At 73.0% G+C, this 18,567-nt stretch carries 7 protein-coding genes; all 7 read left to right on the top strand.

Annotated features, from left to right (window positions below):
• The 7 genes from AMK10_RS16875 to AMK10_RS16905 are packed head-to-tail and all read left to right on the top strand — an operon-like array spanning position 1 to position 18,563.
• Positions 1-2,559, top strand: a complete 2,559-nt coding sequence (locus tag AMK10_RS16875; RefSeq protein WP_073748612.1) for a condensation domain-containing protein — start codon at positions 1-3, stop codon at positions 2,557-2,559.
• Positions 2,556-7,067: a non-ribosomal peptide synthetase gene (locus AMK10_RS16880; RefSeq protein ID WP_079180730.1), complete on the top strand. Its 4,512-nt coding sequence runs from the start codon at positions 2,556-2,558 to the stop codon at positions 7,065-7,067. Before AMK10_RS16875 ends, AMK10_RS16880 begins: the two co-directional genes overlap by 4 nt.
• Positions 7,064-8,863 (top strand): ABC transporter ATP-binding protein, encoded by a 1,800-nt coding sequence (locus tag AMK10_RS16885; protein ID WP_073748613.1) that lies wholly within the window; start codon positions 7,064-7,066, stop codon positions 8,861-8,863. The genes AMK10_RS16880 and AMK10_RS16885 overlap by 4 nt, the downstream gene beginning before the upstream one ends.
• Complete coding sequence (locus AMK10_RS16890) at positions 8,863-10,689, top strand: ABC transporter ATP-binding protein (RefSeq protein ID WP_073748614.1); 1,827 nt, start codon at positions 8,863-8,865, stop codon at positions 10,687-10,689. The genes AMK10_RS16885 and AMK10_RS16890 overlap by 1 nt, the downstream gene beginning before the upstream one ends.
• Entirely contained in the window at positions 10,679-12,223 is a 1,545-nt protein-coding gene (locus AMK10_RS16895; protein ID WP_073748615.1) for a class I adenylate-forming enzyme family protein, read from the top strand. The genes AMK10_RS16890 and AMK10_RS16895 overlap by 11 nt, the downstream gene beginning before the upstream one ends.
• Positions 12,220-15,948, top strand: coding sequence for a condensation domain-containing protein (locus AMK10_RS16900; protein ID WP_073748616.1), 3,729 nt, complete (start codon positions 12,220-12,222; stop codon positions 15,946-15,948). Before AMK10_RS16895 ends, AMK10_RS16900 begins: the two co-directional genes overlap by 4 nt.
• On the top strand, positions 15,945-18,563 hold the full coding sequence (locus tag AMK10_RS16905) for a lantibiotic dehydratase (RefSeq protein WP_073748617.1): 2,619 nt from the start codon (positions 15,945-15,947) through the stop codon (positions 18,561-18,563). Before AMK10_RS16900 ends, AMK10_RS16905 begins: the two co-directional genes overlap by 4 nt.
• Positions 18,564-18,567 lie beyond the last annotated feature (4 nt).

An 18,567-nucleotide genomic window follows, 5' to 3' on the forward strand; every position in this document is an offset into this window, starting at 1 on the left:
ATGGACGCCATAGGCCCCTCGGCCGATCAGGCCCGCGTCATCGAACGCGACGTCGAGACCGCCGTGCTCAGGCTCGACGCGGTCACCGACTGCGCGGTCGTCCTCCAGGGACAGCGCGAGGACGACGCCCCGCCCGCCGTCTGCGCCCGCTGCGGCATGGACGAGAACTACCCGGGCATCACGCTGGACGGCGCGGGGGTGTGCAGCCTCTGCACGCTCTACGCCGAGCACGGCGACGACGTCCACGCCTACTTCGGACGGGGTGTCGACGGTCTCGAGGACCATCTGCGGACACGTGCCGCGGCCGCCCCCGACGCCCCGTTCGACTGTCTGCTCCTCTACAGCGGCGGCAAGGACAGCACCTATGTGCTGTACAAGCTCGTCGCCATGGGGCTGCGGGTGATGACGTTCACCTTCGACAACGGGTTCATCTCGCGGACCGCGCTGGACAACGTCGACCGCATCACGGGCGCCCTCGGCATCGAGCACGTGACCGCGACCCGCGCGGACCAGAAGAAGATCTTCGTGGAGAGCCTGACGCAGCACAAGAGCGTCTGCAACGGCTGCTTCCGCTCGCTCCTCGACCTCAGCAACCAGCTGGCGCAGGAGCGCGGGATCCCCAGCATCGTCACGGGCCTCTCGCGCGGCCAGATCATCGACGAGCGGCTCCAGTGGTTCTACCAGCAGGGCCAGTTCGACCCGGTGGAGATCGAGCGGCAGCTCGCCGTCGGCCGGCAGGTCTACCACCGCAACGAGGACGCCGCGGGGCTCGACGCCGTCGAGGTCGTCGACTACTACCGCTACTCCGACGTGACCAAGGACGAGATCCGGTCCTTCCTGAACAGCGGCGACACCCTGTGGTCCGAGCCCCGCGACACCGGCTTCTGCAGCTCGAACTGCCTGATCAACGACGTCGGTGTCTACGTCCACAAGATCGAGCGCGGCTTCCACAACTACGAGGCGCCGACCCGCTGGGAGGTCAGGCTCGGCCATCTCGCGCGGGCGGAGGCCGACGCGGAGCTGCGTACCCCGGTGAACATCCCCCGGGTCAAGTCGATGCTCGCCAGGATCGGCTACAACGACCCCGGCGCGCGTGAGCAGCTGGGGAAGCGGCTCGCGGTGTACTACGTGCCCCGCGAGGCCGCGGCGAACGGGGACACCGCCCGGGCGCGCGAGGAGCTGCGCGCCGCGCTGAACAGCACCCTCCCCGACTTCCTCGTGCCGGAGCACTGGATTCCACTGGACCGGATACCCCGGTCCGGTGCCTCGGTGGAGCGGCGCCTGCTGCCCAGCCCCGCCGCGAAGGCGGAGTCCCGCTTCGAGTGGCGCACCTCGCAGGAGGACGGCGAGGCGGGCGAGGCGGCGGATGCCGCCCCGCTGACCACGGCGCAAGGGCTCGCGCTGAACGGCCGTACGGCACAGGCCGACGGTGGACGGGCCCTGCTGCTCGAGCTCGGAGCCGGGACGGACGCGGTGACGGTCCGCAAGGCCGTCCTGCGGCTCATCCTCCACCACGAGGCGCTGCGCCTCAGGTTCACCCAGGACGAATCCGGCGCATGGCGCCAGGAGGTCGGCGGGCTGGCCGGCTCGGTGCCGGTGGCCCGGCTCGACCTGTCGGGCCAGGACCCGGCGAAGGAGGCCGCCGTCGTCCGCAGGGTCACCGAGCGGCTGCGCACCCGGCTGGACCCGGCCGCCGGATCACCGGTCCAGGCGGCCCTGCTCGACCGGGGCGACCGGCCGTCCGGGCTGCTGCTGGTGATCGACGAGTCGGCGGCCGACGGACGCTCCTGGAAGATCCTTCTGGAGGACCTCGCGACGGCCCTGGGCGCCGGCGAGCAGGCACGGCTGCCACAGGCGCCTTCCTTCACCGAATGGGCGGCATCGGCGTCCCGCCCGGCGGCCGGGGGCGCCCCGCGCACCGTGCCGTCGGACGCCTCCCGGCTGCCGGTGGGTCCGCGTGGCGGCACCCGGCGGGTGCTCCGTACCGGCTGGGACGCCCCGTCGGCGGCGCCGGGCGAGGTCGCCTCCGCGGTCGCGACGGCGATCGGCGCGTGGCTGGACGGCGCTCCGCTGGCCCTCGACGTCACCGACCACGCCCCGGACGCGGGCGTGGCGGTACCGGAGCGGCTCGTCGGAGCGCTCGCCACCCCGGCCACCGTGCTCCTCGCCCCGGCGGGCGAGGGCTTCGAGGACCTGCGGGCGGGAGAGGCCGCGGCCCAGCTGGCCGAGCGGCTCCCCTGGGAGGAGCCGCAGCCGGACGGCGCCGACGGCGCCCCGCCCCGGCAGATCCGGCTCAGCCACTTCGGCGACCCGGCCGCCCTGCTGCCTGCCGGCGGACCGTTCACCCTGGCGCCGTCCGCCGATCCGGCCGCCTTCGCGGTGCCCGGCGCCGGGCCCTACGACCTGGAGCTCGTCGCCTACGTCCACGAGGGCCGCGCCCATCTCGACTGGTGGTGCGACGAGGTCCTCGCCGACCGGCTGTCCGCCGCCGCGGTGCCCGAGCGCGTCGCGGCGAAGCTGGCGCGCTCGGCCCGCGAAGCACAGGAGGCGGCGGCGTGAGCGATACGTCACCCAAGGCCGGGATGCTGCGCGAACTCTCGCCGGCCAAGTACGAGTTGCTGCTGCGGGCCCGCAAGGCACGGCAGCAGCGGAGCGCGGCACCGGCGTCGGTGCCCCGCCCCCGGCCGTCCGGCGCCGACACCCCGCTGTCGTACCCGCAGGAACGCCTCTGGTTCCTGGACGGCCTGGCCCCCGGCGACCCGGTGTACAACATGCCGTTCGCCATCGAGCTGCACGGCGTACTCGACGTCCCGACCGTGGAGCGGGTGCTCGGCGCCCTGGTGGAGCGGCACGAGACCCTGCGTACGACGTTCGGGACCGTCCGCGGTGTGCCCGCGCAGCTGGTCGGCCCCGCCGCCCCGGTGCCGGTGCGGGTCGTCGACCTGCGGGGCACGCCCGAGGCCGGGCAGGAGGCCGAGACCAGGCGGCTGGCCGCCGAGCACGCCGCCGCGCCGTTCGACCTCGCGGCCGGGCCGCTGATCAGGATGACGCTGGTCAGGCGGGCCGACGCACACACCGTCGCGCTGCTCTGCCTGCACCACATCATCTCGGACGACTGGTCGATGGGCGTCCTGACCGAGGAGTTCGGGCAGCTCTACGCGGCCTTCCGGGCCGGCCTGCCCAGCCCGCTGGCGCCGCTCCCCGTCCAGTACGCCGACTACGCGCTCTGGCAGCGCCGGGAGCTCTCCGGCGGCGAGCTGGAACGGGGACTCGACCACTGGCGGTCCAGGCTCGGCGGCGAACTGCCCAGCCTCGAACTGCCCCTGGACCGGCCGAGGCCGCCCGCACAGACCTACGCGGGCCGTACCCACTCCGTCCTGCTGCCCGAGGAACTCGTCGAGAGGACCGCCGAGCTGGCGAAGTCGTCCGGCTCGACGATGTTCATGACGCTGCTCGCCACCTACACCGTGCTGCTCCACCGCTACACCGGGCAGGACGACATCGTCGTGGGGACCACGGTCGCGAACCGGGCCCGGCCGGAGACCCAGAAGCTCATCGGCTTCCTCATCAACATCCTGCCGCTGCGCGCCGACCTGAGCGGCGCGCCCACCTTCCGCGACGTGCTGCGGGCCACCCGGGACATGAGCCTGGAGGCGTTCGCACACCAGGAGGTCCCCTTCTACAAGATCGTCGAAGAGGTGCTGCCGGACCGCGATCCGAGCCGCTCCCCGCTCGTCGAGACCATGTTCACCCTGCACAACGCGCCCCAGGGTTCCCTCGAACTCCCGGAGCTCCGCATCACGACCTATCCCGCTCCGGACAAGGAGAGTTCGCCGTTCGACCTCAGCCTCGACGTGGTCGAGGCCGGTGGCCGGCTGCGCTGCGACTGGGAGTACAACACCGGGCTCTTCGACGCCGCGACCGTCGAGCGCATGATGACGCACTTCACCCGGCTGCTCGAGGCGGTCGTCGCCGACCCGGACCAGCGCATCGGCGAGCTCTCCATGCTCTCCGTCGAGGAGCGCGACGACGTCCTCACCCGGGACAACGAGGTCACCGTCACGGTCGGACCGCACGAATGCGTGCAGGGACTGTTCGAGGAGCACGTCCGGCGCACCCCCGACGCCGTCGCGGTCGTCGACGCGGGCGTGCGGGTCTCGTACCGCGAGCTGGACCGGCGGGCGGAGCTGATCGCCGCACGGCTGCGGGCGCACGGGGTCGGCCCCGAGGTGCGCGTCGCCCTGTGCGCGCCGCGTTCGCCCGACACGATCGCGGCGCTGCTCGGGGTGCTGAAGGCGGGCGGTGCGTACGTCCCGCTGGACCCGGCCAACCCGGTGGACCGGCTCAACTTCGTGCTCGACGACGCCGAGGCGCGGCTGCTGCTGACCCGGCGCGACGTCGCGGACCAGCTGCCCGGCCTCGCGCCCGGCACCGAGGTGGGCTACTTCGACGCATGGCTGGACGATACGGCGGCCGTGGAGGACACGGGCCCCCGGTCCGAACCGAGCGCCGCGCACCTCGCCTTCATCGTCTACACCTCGGGATCCACCGGCCGGGCCAAGGGCGCGATGATCACCCAGTCCGCCCTGGTGAGCGCCTTCCGCTCGTGGGAGCGGGCCTACGGGCTCGGCACCGAGGTCAAGACCCATCTGCAGGCGGCCAACGTCGCGTTCGACGTGTTCACGGGCGACCTGGTGCGCGCCCTGTGCTCGGGCGGCACGCTGGTCCTCTGCCCGCGCGAGATCCTGCTCGACCCCGAACGACTCCACGCGCTGCTCGTCGAGGAACGCGTCGACTTCGCCGACCTCGTGCCCGTCGTGGTGCGCGCGCTGGCCTCCCACGTCACGGCGCGCGGCGGGACGCTCGGCAACTTCAAGGTGCTGGCGGTCGGAGCCGACATCTGGTTCATGCGGGACTACTGGCAGCTCAGCGCCCTCTGCCCGCCCGGCACCCGGCTGGTCAACTCGTACGGGATCACCGAATCGACCGTCGACAGCGGGCTGTTCGAGACGCCGATGCCCGACCGGGCCGACGGCGAACCGGTGCCCATCGGACGACCGCTCGCCAACACCGAGTTCTACGTACTGGACGCCGACCGGCAGCCCGTGCCGCCCGGGGTGCGCGGCACCCTGCACATCGGCGGACTCGCCCTGGCCCGCGGCTATGTCGCCCGCCCCGGCCTGACCGCCGAACGCTTCGTCCCGCACCCGTTCAGCACCGTGCCCGGCAGCCGGCTCTACGACACGGGAGACGTGGCCCGGCTGCTGCCCAGCGGTGACGTCGAGGTGCTCGGCCGTGCCGACCGGCAGGTCAAGATCCGCGGCTTCCGCATCGAACTGGAGGAGATCGAGGCGGTCCTCGGCCATCACCCCCAGGTGCAGGACGCCGCTGTCGTGGTCGTCGTCGACGAGCACGGCGAACGACGGCTGGCCGGCTACGTGCAGCCGGTGCCGGGCACCTCGCCGCAGGTCGCCGGGTTGCAGGAGTATCTGCGCGGGCGGCTGCCCTACTACATGGTCCCCGCGACCTTCACGCTGCTGGAGCGCATGCCGCTCAACGCGAACGGCAAGCACGACCGCAAGGCACTGCCCGCCCCGGTCGTGGAGACCGCGGAGACCGCCGCGCCCGTCGCCCCGGTGGCGCTGGGACCGGTCGAGAGCGCGGTCGCAGAGATCTGGGAGTCCGTGCTCGGCGCGGACGGGCTGACGGCCGAGGACGACTTCTTCGACCTCGGCGGCCACTCCATGCTGGTCCCGCAGGTCGTGTTCGCGCTGCGCCAGCGCTTCGACATCGACGTGCCGCTGCTCTCCCTGTTCGAGGCGACCACCATCGGCCAGGTGGCCCGGCTCGTCCAGGACTCCCAGGACGCGGCGGTGGCCGGCGAGGACGCGGCCCCGGATCTGCTCGCCGAGGCGGAACTCGGTCCCGGGATCACCGTCGACCCCGGACGGACCCCGCTCGCGGACCCCGCGGCGATCCTGCTGACGGGGGTGACCGGCTTCCTCGGCGTGCATCTCCTGGACGGTCTGCTCCGCTCCACCACGGCGGTGATCCACTGTCTGGTGCGCGCGGACGACCGGGCGAGCGGCCTGGACCGGATCCTCGCCTGCCTCGACGAGCACGGCCTGGAGGCCCCCGCCGACCCGGCCAGGATCGTCGCCGAGCCCGGCGACCTGGGCGAACCCCTGCTCGGCCTCGGGGAGGTGCGCTTCGCCCGGCTCGCCGAGGTGATCGACGCCGTCCACCACAGCGGGGCATGGGTCAACTTCGCGCTGCCGTACGGGAAACTGGCGCCCGCCAACGTCGGCGGCACCCGCGAGGTGCTGCGGCTGGCGGGACGCGCCGGGGGCGCCCCGGTCCACCACATCTCCACGGCGTCCGCCCCGCCCGCACCCGGCGGCGGCGACGGCAGCGCGGTGCCGGGCGGCTACAACCGGAGCAAGTGGGTGGCGGAACGGCTGGCGGTGAGCGCGCGGGAGCGGGGCATCCCCGTCCAGGTCTACCGGCCGGACTACATCGGTGGCCACAGCCGGACCGGCATCGGCAACCCCAAGGACCTGATCTGGGCCGTGATCAAGGGCTCGATCCAGCTCGGCAGCCACCCCGACCTGGACCAGCCGGTACACCTGGTGCCGGTGGACCAGGTCAGCGACGCCATCGTCCGCATCTCGCTGCGCGAGGCGGAGGACGGCGGCACGGGCTACGACCTGGGGCACCCCCGCCCCGTGTCCCTGGCGGACGTCTTCGGCTGGGTCCGGGAGTTCGGCTACGACCTGCGGACCCTGACGTACCGCGACTGGCTGGACGAGCTGGGCAAGTCGGCCGCCGAGTCACCGGACAACGCCCTCTACCCGTTCCTCGGACTGCTGGAGAGCGAAGCGGCGCTCGTCGAGTCCGAGGAGCCGTCGTCCGCCGCACTGCACGACGCCTACCTGGACTCCTCCACCCCCTGCCCGCAGCTCGGTCCCGAGCTGCTGCGCACCTATCTCGTCCACCTCGCCGGCCGGGGCTTTCTGCCCCCGGTCCCGGCCGCCGGCACCGCAGCACATGTCCAGGAGCGTTCGTGACCGTCCTCACGCAGCCCGAAGCGGCTGCGCCCGAAAGCAGCGCCCCCGCGGGCGTCGGCGCCTGGCTGCTGTCGCACCTGCGCCGCTACAAGCGGTACATCGCGGTGCACCTCCTCGGGAGTGTGCTGTGGCACGTCATGACGGCGGGCATCCCGATGGCCACCGGCATCGCCTTCGACGCGGTGCTCCAGGAGCACGCCGACTTCTCCGCCTTCAACGGCGCCGTCGCCGCGCTGCTGGTCATGGTGCTGGTGCGGGGGCTGGCGGGAGGCAGCGCGATCTACGCCCTGGAGGCGTTCGCCTGCGGCCTCGAACGCGACGCCCGCAAGGACATCTTCTCGTCGCTGCTCCGCAAGAGTCAGACCTTCTTCAACCGGCGCCCCGTCGGTGACCTCTCCGCCCGCGCCACCGGGGACGCCGAGGCGATGAACCTGATGATGTCGCCCGGTGTGGACATGGCCGTGGACCTCGTCCTCAGCCTGCTCGTACCGATCGTCTTCGTCGCCCTGATCGATCCGGAACTCCTGCTCTCCCCGGTCGTGTTCATCATCCTGTTCGTCGTGGCGCTGCTCGAACACGGACGCCGGCTCGAACCGGTGTCGCTCGCCACCCGCAAGCGGTTCGGCCTGATGAGCGCCCAGGTCTCGGAGGCCGTCACCGGCATCGAGTCGGTCGAGGCGACCGGCCGACGGGCCGCCGTCCAGAAGCACTTCGCCGAGCTGGCCGACGACTACCGGGCCGCCTTCGTCGCCCAGGGCCGCACCCAGGCCCTGTACATCCCGCCGCTCCTGCTCACGCTGGCGCTCGCGCTCGGACTGCTGCACGGCGTGAACCTGGTGCGGTCCGGGGACATCAGCATCGGTGAACTCGTCGCGTTCCTCGGCCTGATGGGCTCCCTGCGGGCTCCGACCCAGCTGGCCTCGCTGTCCATCGGACTGATCTACCTGGGTGTCGCGGGCGCCCGGCGCATGCTCGAAGTGATCAACGACCCGTCCGGCGACGACGAGCAGCAGGGCGGGCACAGCGCCGTGATCGACGGCGGGATCTCCTTCGAGAACGTCACCTTCGGTTACGGGGACACCCCCGTGCTGCGCGACATCTCCTTCACCGTGCCCCCCGGCGCCACCGTGGCGCTGGTCGGCACCACCGGCAGCGGCAAGTCCACGCTGCTGCACCTGCTGAACCGTACGTACGAGGCGGACGAGGGACGCGTCGTCGTCGACGGTGTCGACGTCACCGACTGGAACCTGCGGTCGCTCAGGTCCCAGATCGCCGTCATCGAGCAGGACGTCATGCTGTTCTCCACCTCGATCGGCGACAACCTCGCCTTCGGCGCGGGGGCCGACATCAGCCGGGAGCGGTTGGAGGAAGCCGCCCGCATGGCCCAGGCCCACGACTTCATCACCGCGTCCGAGCACGGCTACGACACGATGGTCGGCGAACGCGGCATCACCCTCTCGGGCGGGCAGCGCCAGCGCATCGCCATCGGGCGGGCCCTCGTCACCGACCCGCGGGTCCTCGTCCTCGACGACTCGACCAGCGCGGTGGACAGCGCCACCGAGGCGCAGATCCAGCAGGCGGTCCGGCAGGCCTCCAGCGGCCGGACCACGTTCCTCATCACGACCAGACTGTCCCGGATCCGGTCGGCCGACCACATCCTCGTGCTGGACCGCGGCCGGATCGTCGGTCAGGGCGATCACGACGGCCTCATCGAGAGCTGCGACCTGTACCGCAGGATCTTCGCCCCGTATCTGACCGAGAGCCGTTCCCCGCGCACCGACGAAGGGGTCAGCTGATGGCCGCCATCCTCCAGGGGCTCAACCCCGACAGCTACGACCGCGTCTACACCGACCGGCAGCTCCTGAAGCGGATCAGGCCGCTGTTCGGTTCGCGGGCGCCCCTGGTGGCGCTGATCGCCGGATGCGCGCTGATCGCCGCCGTCGCCGGCGCCGCCCTCCCGGTGCTGCTCGCGCACGTCATCGACACCGCGGACACCGACGCGGTCGACGACGGCATCGCCCCGCTGATCTACGGCATCATCGGGGTCGGCACCGCCGCCTGGGCGTTCACCTGGCTCCAGCAGCGGTTCAGCGCCGGGCTGGTCGGCGGTGTGGTCCTGGAGATGCGGACCAAGGCCTTCGACGCGGTCGTGCGCCAGGAGATGGCCTTCTTCGACGCGCAGTCCTCGGGGGCGATAGCCAGCCGTATCACCACCGACACCCAGGCGTTCTCGACCCTGGCGGTCCTCACCCTGGACCTGCTCAGCCAGTCGCTCATGATCCTCATCGTGATGGCCGCACTGTTCGTGATCAGCCCGATGCTCGGCACGATCACCGCACTGGTCGCGGTGGTCATCATCGCCGTGAGCCTCGGCTTCCGGCGGATCTCGCGCGGCGCCTCGCGGCAGCAGCAGCGCGCCACGGCGAAGGTCAACGGCTATGTGCAGGAGACGCTGCGGGGCATCGCGGTGGCCCGCAACTTCCGCGGCGAGGAGGCCGCGGGCGCCGGCCTGGAGGAGGTCAACGGGCGCTGGTACCGGGCCAGTGTCCGCACGAACCGGATCTTCAGCGGCATCTTCCCGCTGCTGCTCACCCTGACCGGGCTCGGCACGGTCGCCGTGGTGCAGTTCGGCGGACACCAGGTCGCGGACGGCCACGTCAGCGGCGGCGAGTGGGTGCTCTTCATGGAGGCCCTGATGTTGTTCTGGTTCCCGCTCACGAGCATCGCCTCGTTCTGGAGCCAGTTCCAGCAGGGACTGGCCGCGGGGGAGCGGATCTTCTCACTGGTCGACCGCGAGACGCAGGTGCGCCAGTCCGCGCAGGAGCCCGTCGAGTCGATCGACGGCCGCATCGAGTTCCGGGAGGTCACCTTCGGCTACGGGTCCGGTGAGCCGGTCCTGCGGGACTTCGACCTGAGCGTCGGCGCGGGCGAGACGGTCGCCCTGGTCGGCCACACGGGCGCGGGCAAGTCGAGCATCATCCGGCTGATCAGCCGGGCGTACGAGTACCGGTCCGGCAGCGTCCTGGTCGACGGACGGGACGTCCGCACCCTCGACCTCGACGACTACCGGCGCCATCTCGGTGTCGTCAGCCAGACGCCGTTCCTCTTCTCCGGCACCGTCGGCGAGAACATCGGACACGGCCGCCCCGGCGCCTCGCAGGAGGACATCCTCGCCGCGGCCCGGTCGGTGGCGGACGGCGACTGGGTCGACCTCCTCCCCGAGGGGCTCGACACCCCGACCACCGAGGGCGGACGCAACCTGTCCATGGGGCAGCGGCAACTGGTGGCCCTGGCCCGGATCGTGCTCCAGGACCCCGAGATCTTCGTACTGGACGAGGCGACCGCGAGCATCGACCCGCTGACCGAGTCGCTGATCCAGGAAGGGCTGGACGTGCTGTCCAGCAAGCGGACGTCCGTCATCGTCGCCCACCGGCTGCCGACCGTCCGCAAGGCCGACCGGATCGTCGTGATCGACGCCGGACGCGTGCTGGAACAGGGCACGCACGACGCCCTGCTGGCCGCCGGCGGGGCCTACGCCGAGCTGTACGACCACTACTTCCGCCACCAGCAGCTCGACTTCGACGAGCAGATCGCCGAGGGGGTGGCCGCCCGTGCCCGCTAGCTCCGACCGTCCCGCCCCGTCCCGCACCCTGTGGTCACTGGTCGACGAAGCGGCGCGCACCAGGCCCGACGCGGCCGCGGTGCGCCACGGCGCCGGGACCATGACGTACCGGCAGCTGCGCGACCGTGTGGAGGGCACCGCGCGGCGCCTTCGCGCGGCGGGCCTCGGGCCCGGTACCACCGCCGGGCTGCTCTTCGACAACACCCCCGACGCGGTCGTCGCCTTCCTCGCGGTGGCCGGCACCGGTGCCCGGCTGGTGCCGCTGGAACCGGACACCGGTGCCCGGGCCCTGCGGGAGCTCGCGGACGAACTGGGCGACGGGGCGGTACTGGGCAGCGAGGCACGGCTGCGGGCGCTGAGCTCCGCCGACCCGGCCCCGGCGTGGACGCCCGTGCCGACCGGGGAGCACGGCGCGCCGGAGGACGCCGGGGCCGGGGAACTCCCGGCCGACACGGACCCGGAGGCGCCGTTCCTCCTCCAGTACACCTCCGGATCGACCGGCGCGCCCAAGGCCGCGGTCCACTCCCAGGCCAACCTGGTCCGGGGCGGCGAGATCTACCGGCGGACCTTCGGTGTCACCGAAGCCGACCGGGTGCTCGCCGCCGTCCCGCTGCTGCACTCCTTCGGCATGGTGTCCGGCCTGGTCACCTCGCTGCTGAGCGGGGCCTGCCTGGTCCTGACCGGACGGTTCGTCCCGGCCCGCACCCTGGAGACACTGGCCGGGGACCACTGCACGGTGCTGCTGGCCACCCCGCTGGCGTACGACCTGCTCGCCCGCGCCGCCGCCGCCGCCGGCCCGCGTCCCGCCCGCCTCCGGCTGTGCCTCTCGTCGGGCGCGCCCCTGCCCGCCGAGGTCGCCGACCGGTTCCGCGCCCGCTGCGGCCAGGACGTGCAGCAGATCTACGGCAGCACGGAGGCCGGCATCATCGCCTGCCAGGTGCCCGAGGACACCACGACGCGCGAGCGCGGCGTCGGCAGACCGGCGCCCGGGGTGAGCGTCCGGCTCACCGACGACGAGGGCCGGCCCGTCCCGGAGGGGACGGCGGGACAACTCCTCGTACGGACCCCGGCGATGTTCGCGGGCTATCTCGGACAGCCCGCCGTGACCGCGGGGGTGCTCCTCCCGGACGGCTGGTACGTCACCGGGGACATCGCCCGGTCCGACGAGGACGGGCGCCTCCATCTGGTCGGCCGCAAGGACTCGTTCATCAACGTCGGCGGCAAGAAGGTCAACCCGCACGACGTCGAGCACGCCCTGACCGCCCACCCGGACGTCGCCGAAGCGGTGGTCTGGGGCGAGGACCTGGGCGGACTCGGCCAGCGGGTACGCGCCACCGTGGTCGCCACCGCGGAGCTGACCGCCCATGACCTGACCGCCCACTGCCGCGCACGCCTGCTCCCGCACCAGGTGCCCGGGCAGGTCGAGTTCGTCACCGAGATACCCCGCACCTCGCTGGGCAAGATCCGCCGCGCCGCGGTCGCCCGGAGCGCGGGCGATGCGGGCACTTCACTTCCAGGGGGACCCCGAGCATGAGCCAGTCGCTGGTAGATCTGCTGCGGAACCGGGCCGAGGACGGGCCCGGCGCCACCGCCTTCCGGTTCCTCAACGACGACGAGTCCGCCACCGAGGTCAGCTGTGCCGGACTCGACCGCGCCGCACGGTCGGTCGCGGCCGCCCTCCAGGAGCGGGGTGCCGTCCCGGGGGACCGGACACTGCTCCTGTACCCGCCCGGCCCCGCCTACCTCAGCGCCTTCTTCGGCTCCCTGTACGCGGGCACGGTCCCCGTCCCCGCCTACCCGCCGCGCTCCCTGCGCAACGTGGACCGGCTGACGGCCGTCGCCGAGGACAGCCGCGCCGCGTTCGCGCTGACCACGGCCGACATCCTCCCCCTGCTGGAGGCGGGCGCCGAAGGACTGGGCCTGCGGGACGCGCGCGCCCTGGCCACCGACACGCTGCCCGACGAGGCCGCCGACGCCTGGCGATCCCACGCACCCGCAGCCGACGCACCCGCCTTCCTCCAGTACACCTCCGGTTCGACGGCCACCCCGAAGGGCGTCGTCCTCACCCACGCCCAGCTCCTGCACAACCTCGGGATGATCAGCGAGTCGTTCGGTTGCGACCCGGAGACCCGCGGGGTCATCTGGCTCCCGCCGTACCACGACATGGGGCTGATCGGCGGCATCCTCACCCCGCTGTCCGTCGGGTTCCCGGTCACCCTGATGTCGCCCATGAGCTTCCTCCGCAGCCCGGCGCGCTGGCTCCGGACGATCTCCCGCGAGCGCGCGCACATGAGCGGCGGCCCGAACTTCGCGTACGAGATGTGCGTCCGCTCGGTAACCGAGCAGGAGAAGGCGGAGCTCGACCTCAGCTCGTGGCGCGTCGCGTTCAACGGCGCGGAGCCCATCCGGGCCCGGACCCTCGACGCGTTCAGCGAGGCCTTCGCCGCATGCGGGTTCCGCCGCAGCGCCTTCCTGCCCTGCTACGGGCTGGCCGAGGCCACGCTCTACGTCACCGGAGCCCGGGCGGCGGACGAACCGTCCGTCCTGCCGGTGGACCCCGCCCCCCTGGAGAAGGGCCTGGTCCAGGCCCCCGCACCCGGCACGGCCGGACGGCTCCTGGTGGGCAGCGGGAGGCCGCTCGACGGCCAGGAGGTGCTGGTGGTCGACCCGGACGCCAGGACCGCGCTCGCCGACCGGGCCGTCGGCGAGATCTGGACGCGCGGCGCGTCCACGGCGTCCGGCTACTGGGACAACGCGCGGGCGACCCGGGAGGTGTTCGGCGCCACCCTCGCGGACACCGGCGAAGGGCCGTACCTGCGCACCGGAGACCTCGGCTTCCTCGCCGACGGCGAACTCTTCGTGACGGGACGCCGCAAGGACCTCATCATCGTCCGGGGCCGCAACTTCTACCCCACGGACATCGAGGTGACCGTGGAGCAGGCGCACCCGTCGTTCCGTACCGGCTGCGGGGCGGCGATAGCCGTCGAGGAGGACGGCACGACGGCGCTGGTGGTGCTCCAGGAGGTGGAGGGGCGGGCCATCGCCACGCTCGACTCCGAGGCGGCCGTGGCCGCGGTCCGGGCCGCGGTGGCGCAGACCTACGACCTGGCGGTGCGCGAGGTCGTCCTCCTCAAGCCGGGCAGCATCCCGAAGACGACCAGCGGAAAGGTGCAGCGCGGCCAGTGCCGGCAGACCTACGCCGCGGGGGAGTTCGCCAATCTGTGGACCGGCGCCGACGAGGCTCCGGCCGAACTGCCGGACGCCGCCGCCCTGGCCACGCTGGAGCCGGCCGAGCGGACGGCCGTGATCACCCGCTATCTGCGTGAGCAGGTGGCCCAGGTGCTGGGCACCGGAGCCCGGGCGGTCGACCCGGCCGCCTCCCTCCTGTCGCTCGGCATCGACTCGCTCGGGGCGGTGCGGATCGCCAACCGGGCCCGCCGGGACCTGGCCGTCGTCGTGCCGCCCGCCCGCATCCTCGACGGCGCGGACATCGAGTCGCTCGCGGCGCGGGCCGAGGCGGCACCGGCGGACACCGACGGCGCACCGGACACCGGACCGGGCGCGGCGGAGCTGTCGTACGGGCAGCTCTCCCTCTGGCACGTGCAGGCACAGGACCCGGCATCCGCCGCGTACAACATCCCGGTGGCGCTCACCCTGCGCGGCCCGTTCGACCGCGACGCCTTCGACCGGGCGCTCGCCAGGGTCGTGCGGCGGCACGAGGTGCTGAGCAGCCGCTACGAGGCGGCCGACGGCTCCGTCCGCGCGGTGCACGGCCGGCCGGTGGCGGGCACCCGGTACACGGACGCCTCCGCGTGGGACGACGAGCAGCTGGCGGACCGGCTGCGGGAACTGGCCCACCAGCCGTTCGACCTGGAACGGGAGGCGGTGCTGCGCACGCACGTGCTGTCCCGGTCCGACCAGGAACAGGTGCTGCTCCTGGTCGTCCATCACATAGCGGCCGACCTCTGGACGGTCGTGCTGCTGATGGACGAGCTGGGCCGCGACTACCGGGAGGAGAGCGAGGGGACCCCGGCCGGGCTTCCCTCCCGCGCGCCCCGGTACTCGGACTTCGCGCGCGAGCAGCGGCGGATGCTCGCCGGACCGGCCGGCCAGGAGCTGGAGGAGTACTGGCGTGACCGGCTGGACGGTCCGCTCCCCGTCCTCGACCTCCCGCTGGACGGGGACCGCCCGCAGCAGATGACGTACCGCGGGGGCAGGCGTCCGTTCACCGTCGGCCGCGAGGAGACGGCGGCGCTGCGCGCCTTCGCGCGGAAGGAGGGCGTGACCCTCTACACCCTCATGCTCTGCGCGTTCGAGATCCTGCTGCACCACGCCTCGGGCCAGGACACCGTGCTCGTCGGCTCACCCGCGGCCAACCGCGGCCGGGAGGACGCCGAGCGTGTCGCCGGGTACTTCACCAACCCGGTGGTCCTCACGTCGCGCCTCGCCCCGGACACGACCTCCCGCGCCCTGCTCGCGCAGACGCACACCACGGTGCTCGACGCGCTCGGCCACCAGGCGTACCCGTTCCCCCTGCTGGTGGAGAAGATCCGCCCGGAACGCGACCCGAGCAGGTCGCCGGTCTTCCAGACCCTGTTCACGTTCCAGAAGCCCCAGGACCACCCCGAGGCCGCGGCCTTCGTGCTGGGCGCCTCCGACACCACGGTCCCCTGGAGCGACGCGCTCTCCGTCTCACCCCTTCAGGTCCGGCGCACCACCGCGCAGTACGAACTCGCGCTGGAGGTCGTGGACCTCGGTGGAGAACTGCACGCCTGCCTGGAGTACAACAGCGACCTGTTCGCCGAGGCCACGGCGGAGCGGCTGGCCGCGCACTACCGGGATCTGCTCTCGTCCGTGCGCACCGGCGCCGACGTGCCGGTGGCGCAGCTGTGCCCCGCCGACCTCACGGAACGCCGGAGCGCGGCCCGGCGGCCGGCGCCCGAGGTGCTCGGGCTCTCCGGCTACGAACCACCCGAGACGGAGACCGAGCGGATCCTCGCCGGGATCTGGGCCGACGTCCTGGACGTCGACCGGGTCGGCGCCGAGGACGACTTCTACGACCTGGGCGGCCACTCCCTGCTGGTGACGCAGCTGATCGGGGCGGTCAAGGAGGAGTTCGGGGTCGACCTCCCGGTCAGGGCGGTCATGCGGTCCCGGACGGTACGGCAGGGCAGCGCGTACATCGACGCGCTGGTGTGGGCCCGTCAGAGCGCGGCCCCGGCCACCGCGAACGACGGCCGGGAAGAGGGCGAACTGTGACATCCGCACCGTCGCGAGCCGCGGCACGACCGGCCTCCGGAGCGGAGCCGGACCGCGCCGCCGAAGCCCTGCCCGCACACCTCACACGTCTGCCGGGCGGGCCCTGGAGGGTCTGGCGGCAGGTCGGCCTGCGCGGCGCGGGGTTCCCCGCCGACGACGTGCTGCGGCTCGCCGAGCCCGGCTGCGCCGCGGCGGCCGACCGGCTCATCGAGGCCGCGGCGGATGCCGACCGGCTCCGGGAGAGCGCGCTCGACACGTTCCGGGAAGCGCTGGACGCCCTGCGGGCCGCCGGCGACTGGGAGGACCTGGACCGGCGCAAGCCCCTGCTGCGCGCCATCTCCCGCGTACGCAAGGGGCGTTCGCCGGGAGGCGCGTACGACACCGACCCGGCGGTCGTACGGCTCGGCGAGGCCGAGGGCCGCGCCGCCGCCGAGGCTGCCGCCTACCGGACGGCCTTCGACGCGGCCACCGTCGCGACCGGCGAAGCGCTGCGTGAGACCGCCGCCGACCTCCGCTTCCAGGAAGCGGTGATCTGGCAGAACCGCAAGGCGTACGAGACCGGCATCCGCAAGCTGGGGGAGGCCACCGACGGCGGAGGGACCGCCAAGCGCAACGCGCGGCGACGTGAGCACGAGGCCCTGGTCGTGAAGTACCTCCAGCGGTACTGCGTGAAGAACGACTCCATCGGATTCTTCGGACCGGTCGGCTGGGCGCGGACGCGGGACACGGGACCGGCGCTGACCGTCACGAACGGGCCGGGCCTGCTCGACCACCGCGAGGTGTACTTCGACCAGTGGTGCGTGGACGCGCTGGCCCACGAGATCGGCCAGGACCCCGCGCTCGCCCGCTGGATCCCGCCGCGCCGGCTTCCCCATGTCCACCTCGGCGCCGAGACCCTGCACATCGGCGGCCGAACGGTGGCGCTGCCCGCCGACCGGTCGGCGCCGCTGCGCACCGTCCTCGGCCTCTGCGACGGCACCCGGACCGCCGAGGAGGTCTGCCGGGCCGCCGGCGAGCGGCTCTCGGCGACGGAGGAGAAGATGTCCGGGCTCCTGGAGTCCATGCGTTCCTCCGGACTGATCGCCTGGGACCTGGAGTTCCCGCTCCAGCAGGACCCCGAGTCCGCGCTGCGGCAGGTCCTCGCCGGGGTCGGCGACGACGGGCTGCGGACGGCGGCCCTCGCCAGGATGGACCGCCTTGCCGACGCCCGGCTGCGGATCCGCGGCGCCGCGGGGAAGCCCGCCGAACTCGGCCGGGCCTTCGACCACCTGGAGTCCACGTTCACCGAGCTGACCGGGAAGGAGCCGACCCGCGCGCACGGCGAGACGTACGGCGCCCGCACCCTGCTGTACGAGGACTGCCGCCGTGACGACACCGTCGGGCTGGGCCCCGAGCTGCTGGAGGCGGCCGGAGCCCCCCTGACGCTGATGCTGACCTCGGCCCGCTGGCTGACGCACCGGGTGGCCGCCGGCTACCGGGAGGTCTTCCGCACCACGTACGACACGTTCGCCCGCCGCCCCGGGGCCGACGGCCCCGTGCGGTTCTCGGAGTACTGGCAGGCGATCCAGCCGCTGCTGCTCGGCCGGGTGCTGCCGCCCGTCGACGAGGCGGTCGAGGAGCTCCAGCGACGCTGGCACGCCGTCCTCGGCCCGTTCGACGGACGGCGGCGGCTCGAACTGCGCGTGGACGACATCCAGGACGCGGTGCGGGAGGCCTTCGCCGCACCCGACCCCGGGTGGAACGCGGCGCGGTACCAGTGCCCGGACCTGATGGTCGCCGGAGCGAGCGCCGAGGCCGTGGCGCGGGGCGACTTCCAGCTGGTCATGGGCGAACTGCACGTGGGCGCCAACACCCTGCGCAACCTGCTGTTCGTCAACCAGCACCCCGACCCGGGGCAGCTGTCCGAGGCGGTCGCGAGCGATGTGCCCGAGCCGCGCATCATCCCCGTACTGCCGAAGTACTGGCTGTACTCGTCGCGCGCCCTGCCGTTGCTGACGACGGACAAGGACCGGCTTCTGCTGCTCAGCGACGAGGCGTCCTGGTACGGCGCGGACCCCAGGGCCCTGCCCGTCGGTTCGCTGACCGTCGCGCTGGGGAAGGACGGCGAGGTCGTCGCCCGGGCCGAGGACGGTACCGAGTACGACATGGTCGAGGTGTGCGCCGAGGCCCTCAGCTTCAAGGTGGTGAGCCGGTTCCAGCCGCTCGCCCCCCACCCGCACACGCCGAGGATCACCATCGACCGGCTGGTGGTGTGCCGGGAGTCGTGGCGCTTCAGGGCCTGCGACCTAGCCTTCGCCCGGAGCGAGGACGAGGCGGACCGGTTCGCCGGGGCCAGGCAGTGGGCGCGGTCCCACGGGATGCCCCGCTTCGTGTTCGTCAAGGCCGCCCACGAGACCAAGCCGTTCTACGTCGACCTGGACAGCCCCGCGTTCGTGAACGCCTTCGCGCACGCGGTGCGGGGCGCCCCGGACGGCTCGGAGGAGAGCCCGACGATCACCGTCACCGAAATGCTGCCCACGGCCGAACAGCTCTGGCTGACCGGCCCGCAGGGACAGCGCTACACCAGCGAGTTCCGCTTCGTGGCTGTGGACAGCTCCGTGGCGGTGGACGAATGAGGAG

Origin of the sequence: Streptomyces sp. CB02058 (assembly GCF_001905505.1) — a bacterium.
Taxonomy (GTDB): Bacteria; Actinomycetota; Actinomycetes; order Streptomycetales; family Streptomycetaceae; genus Streptomyces.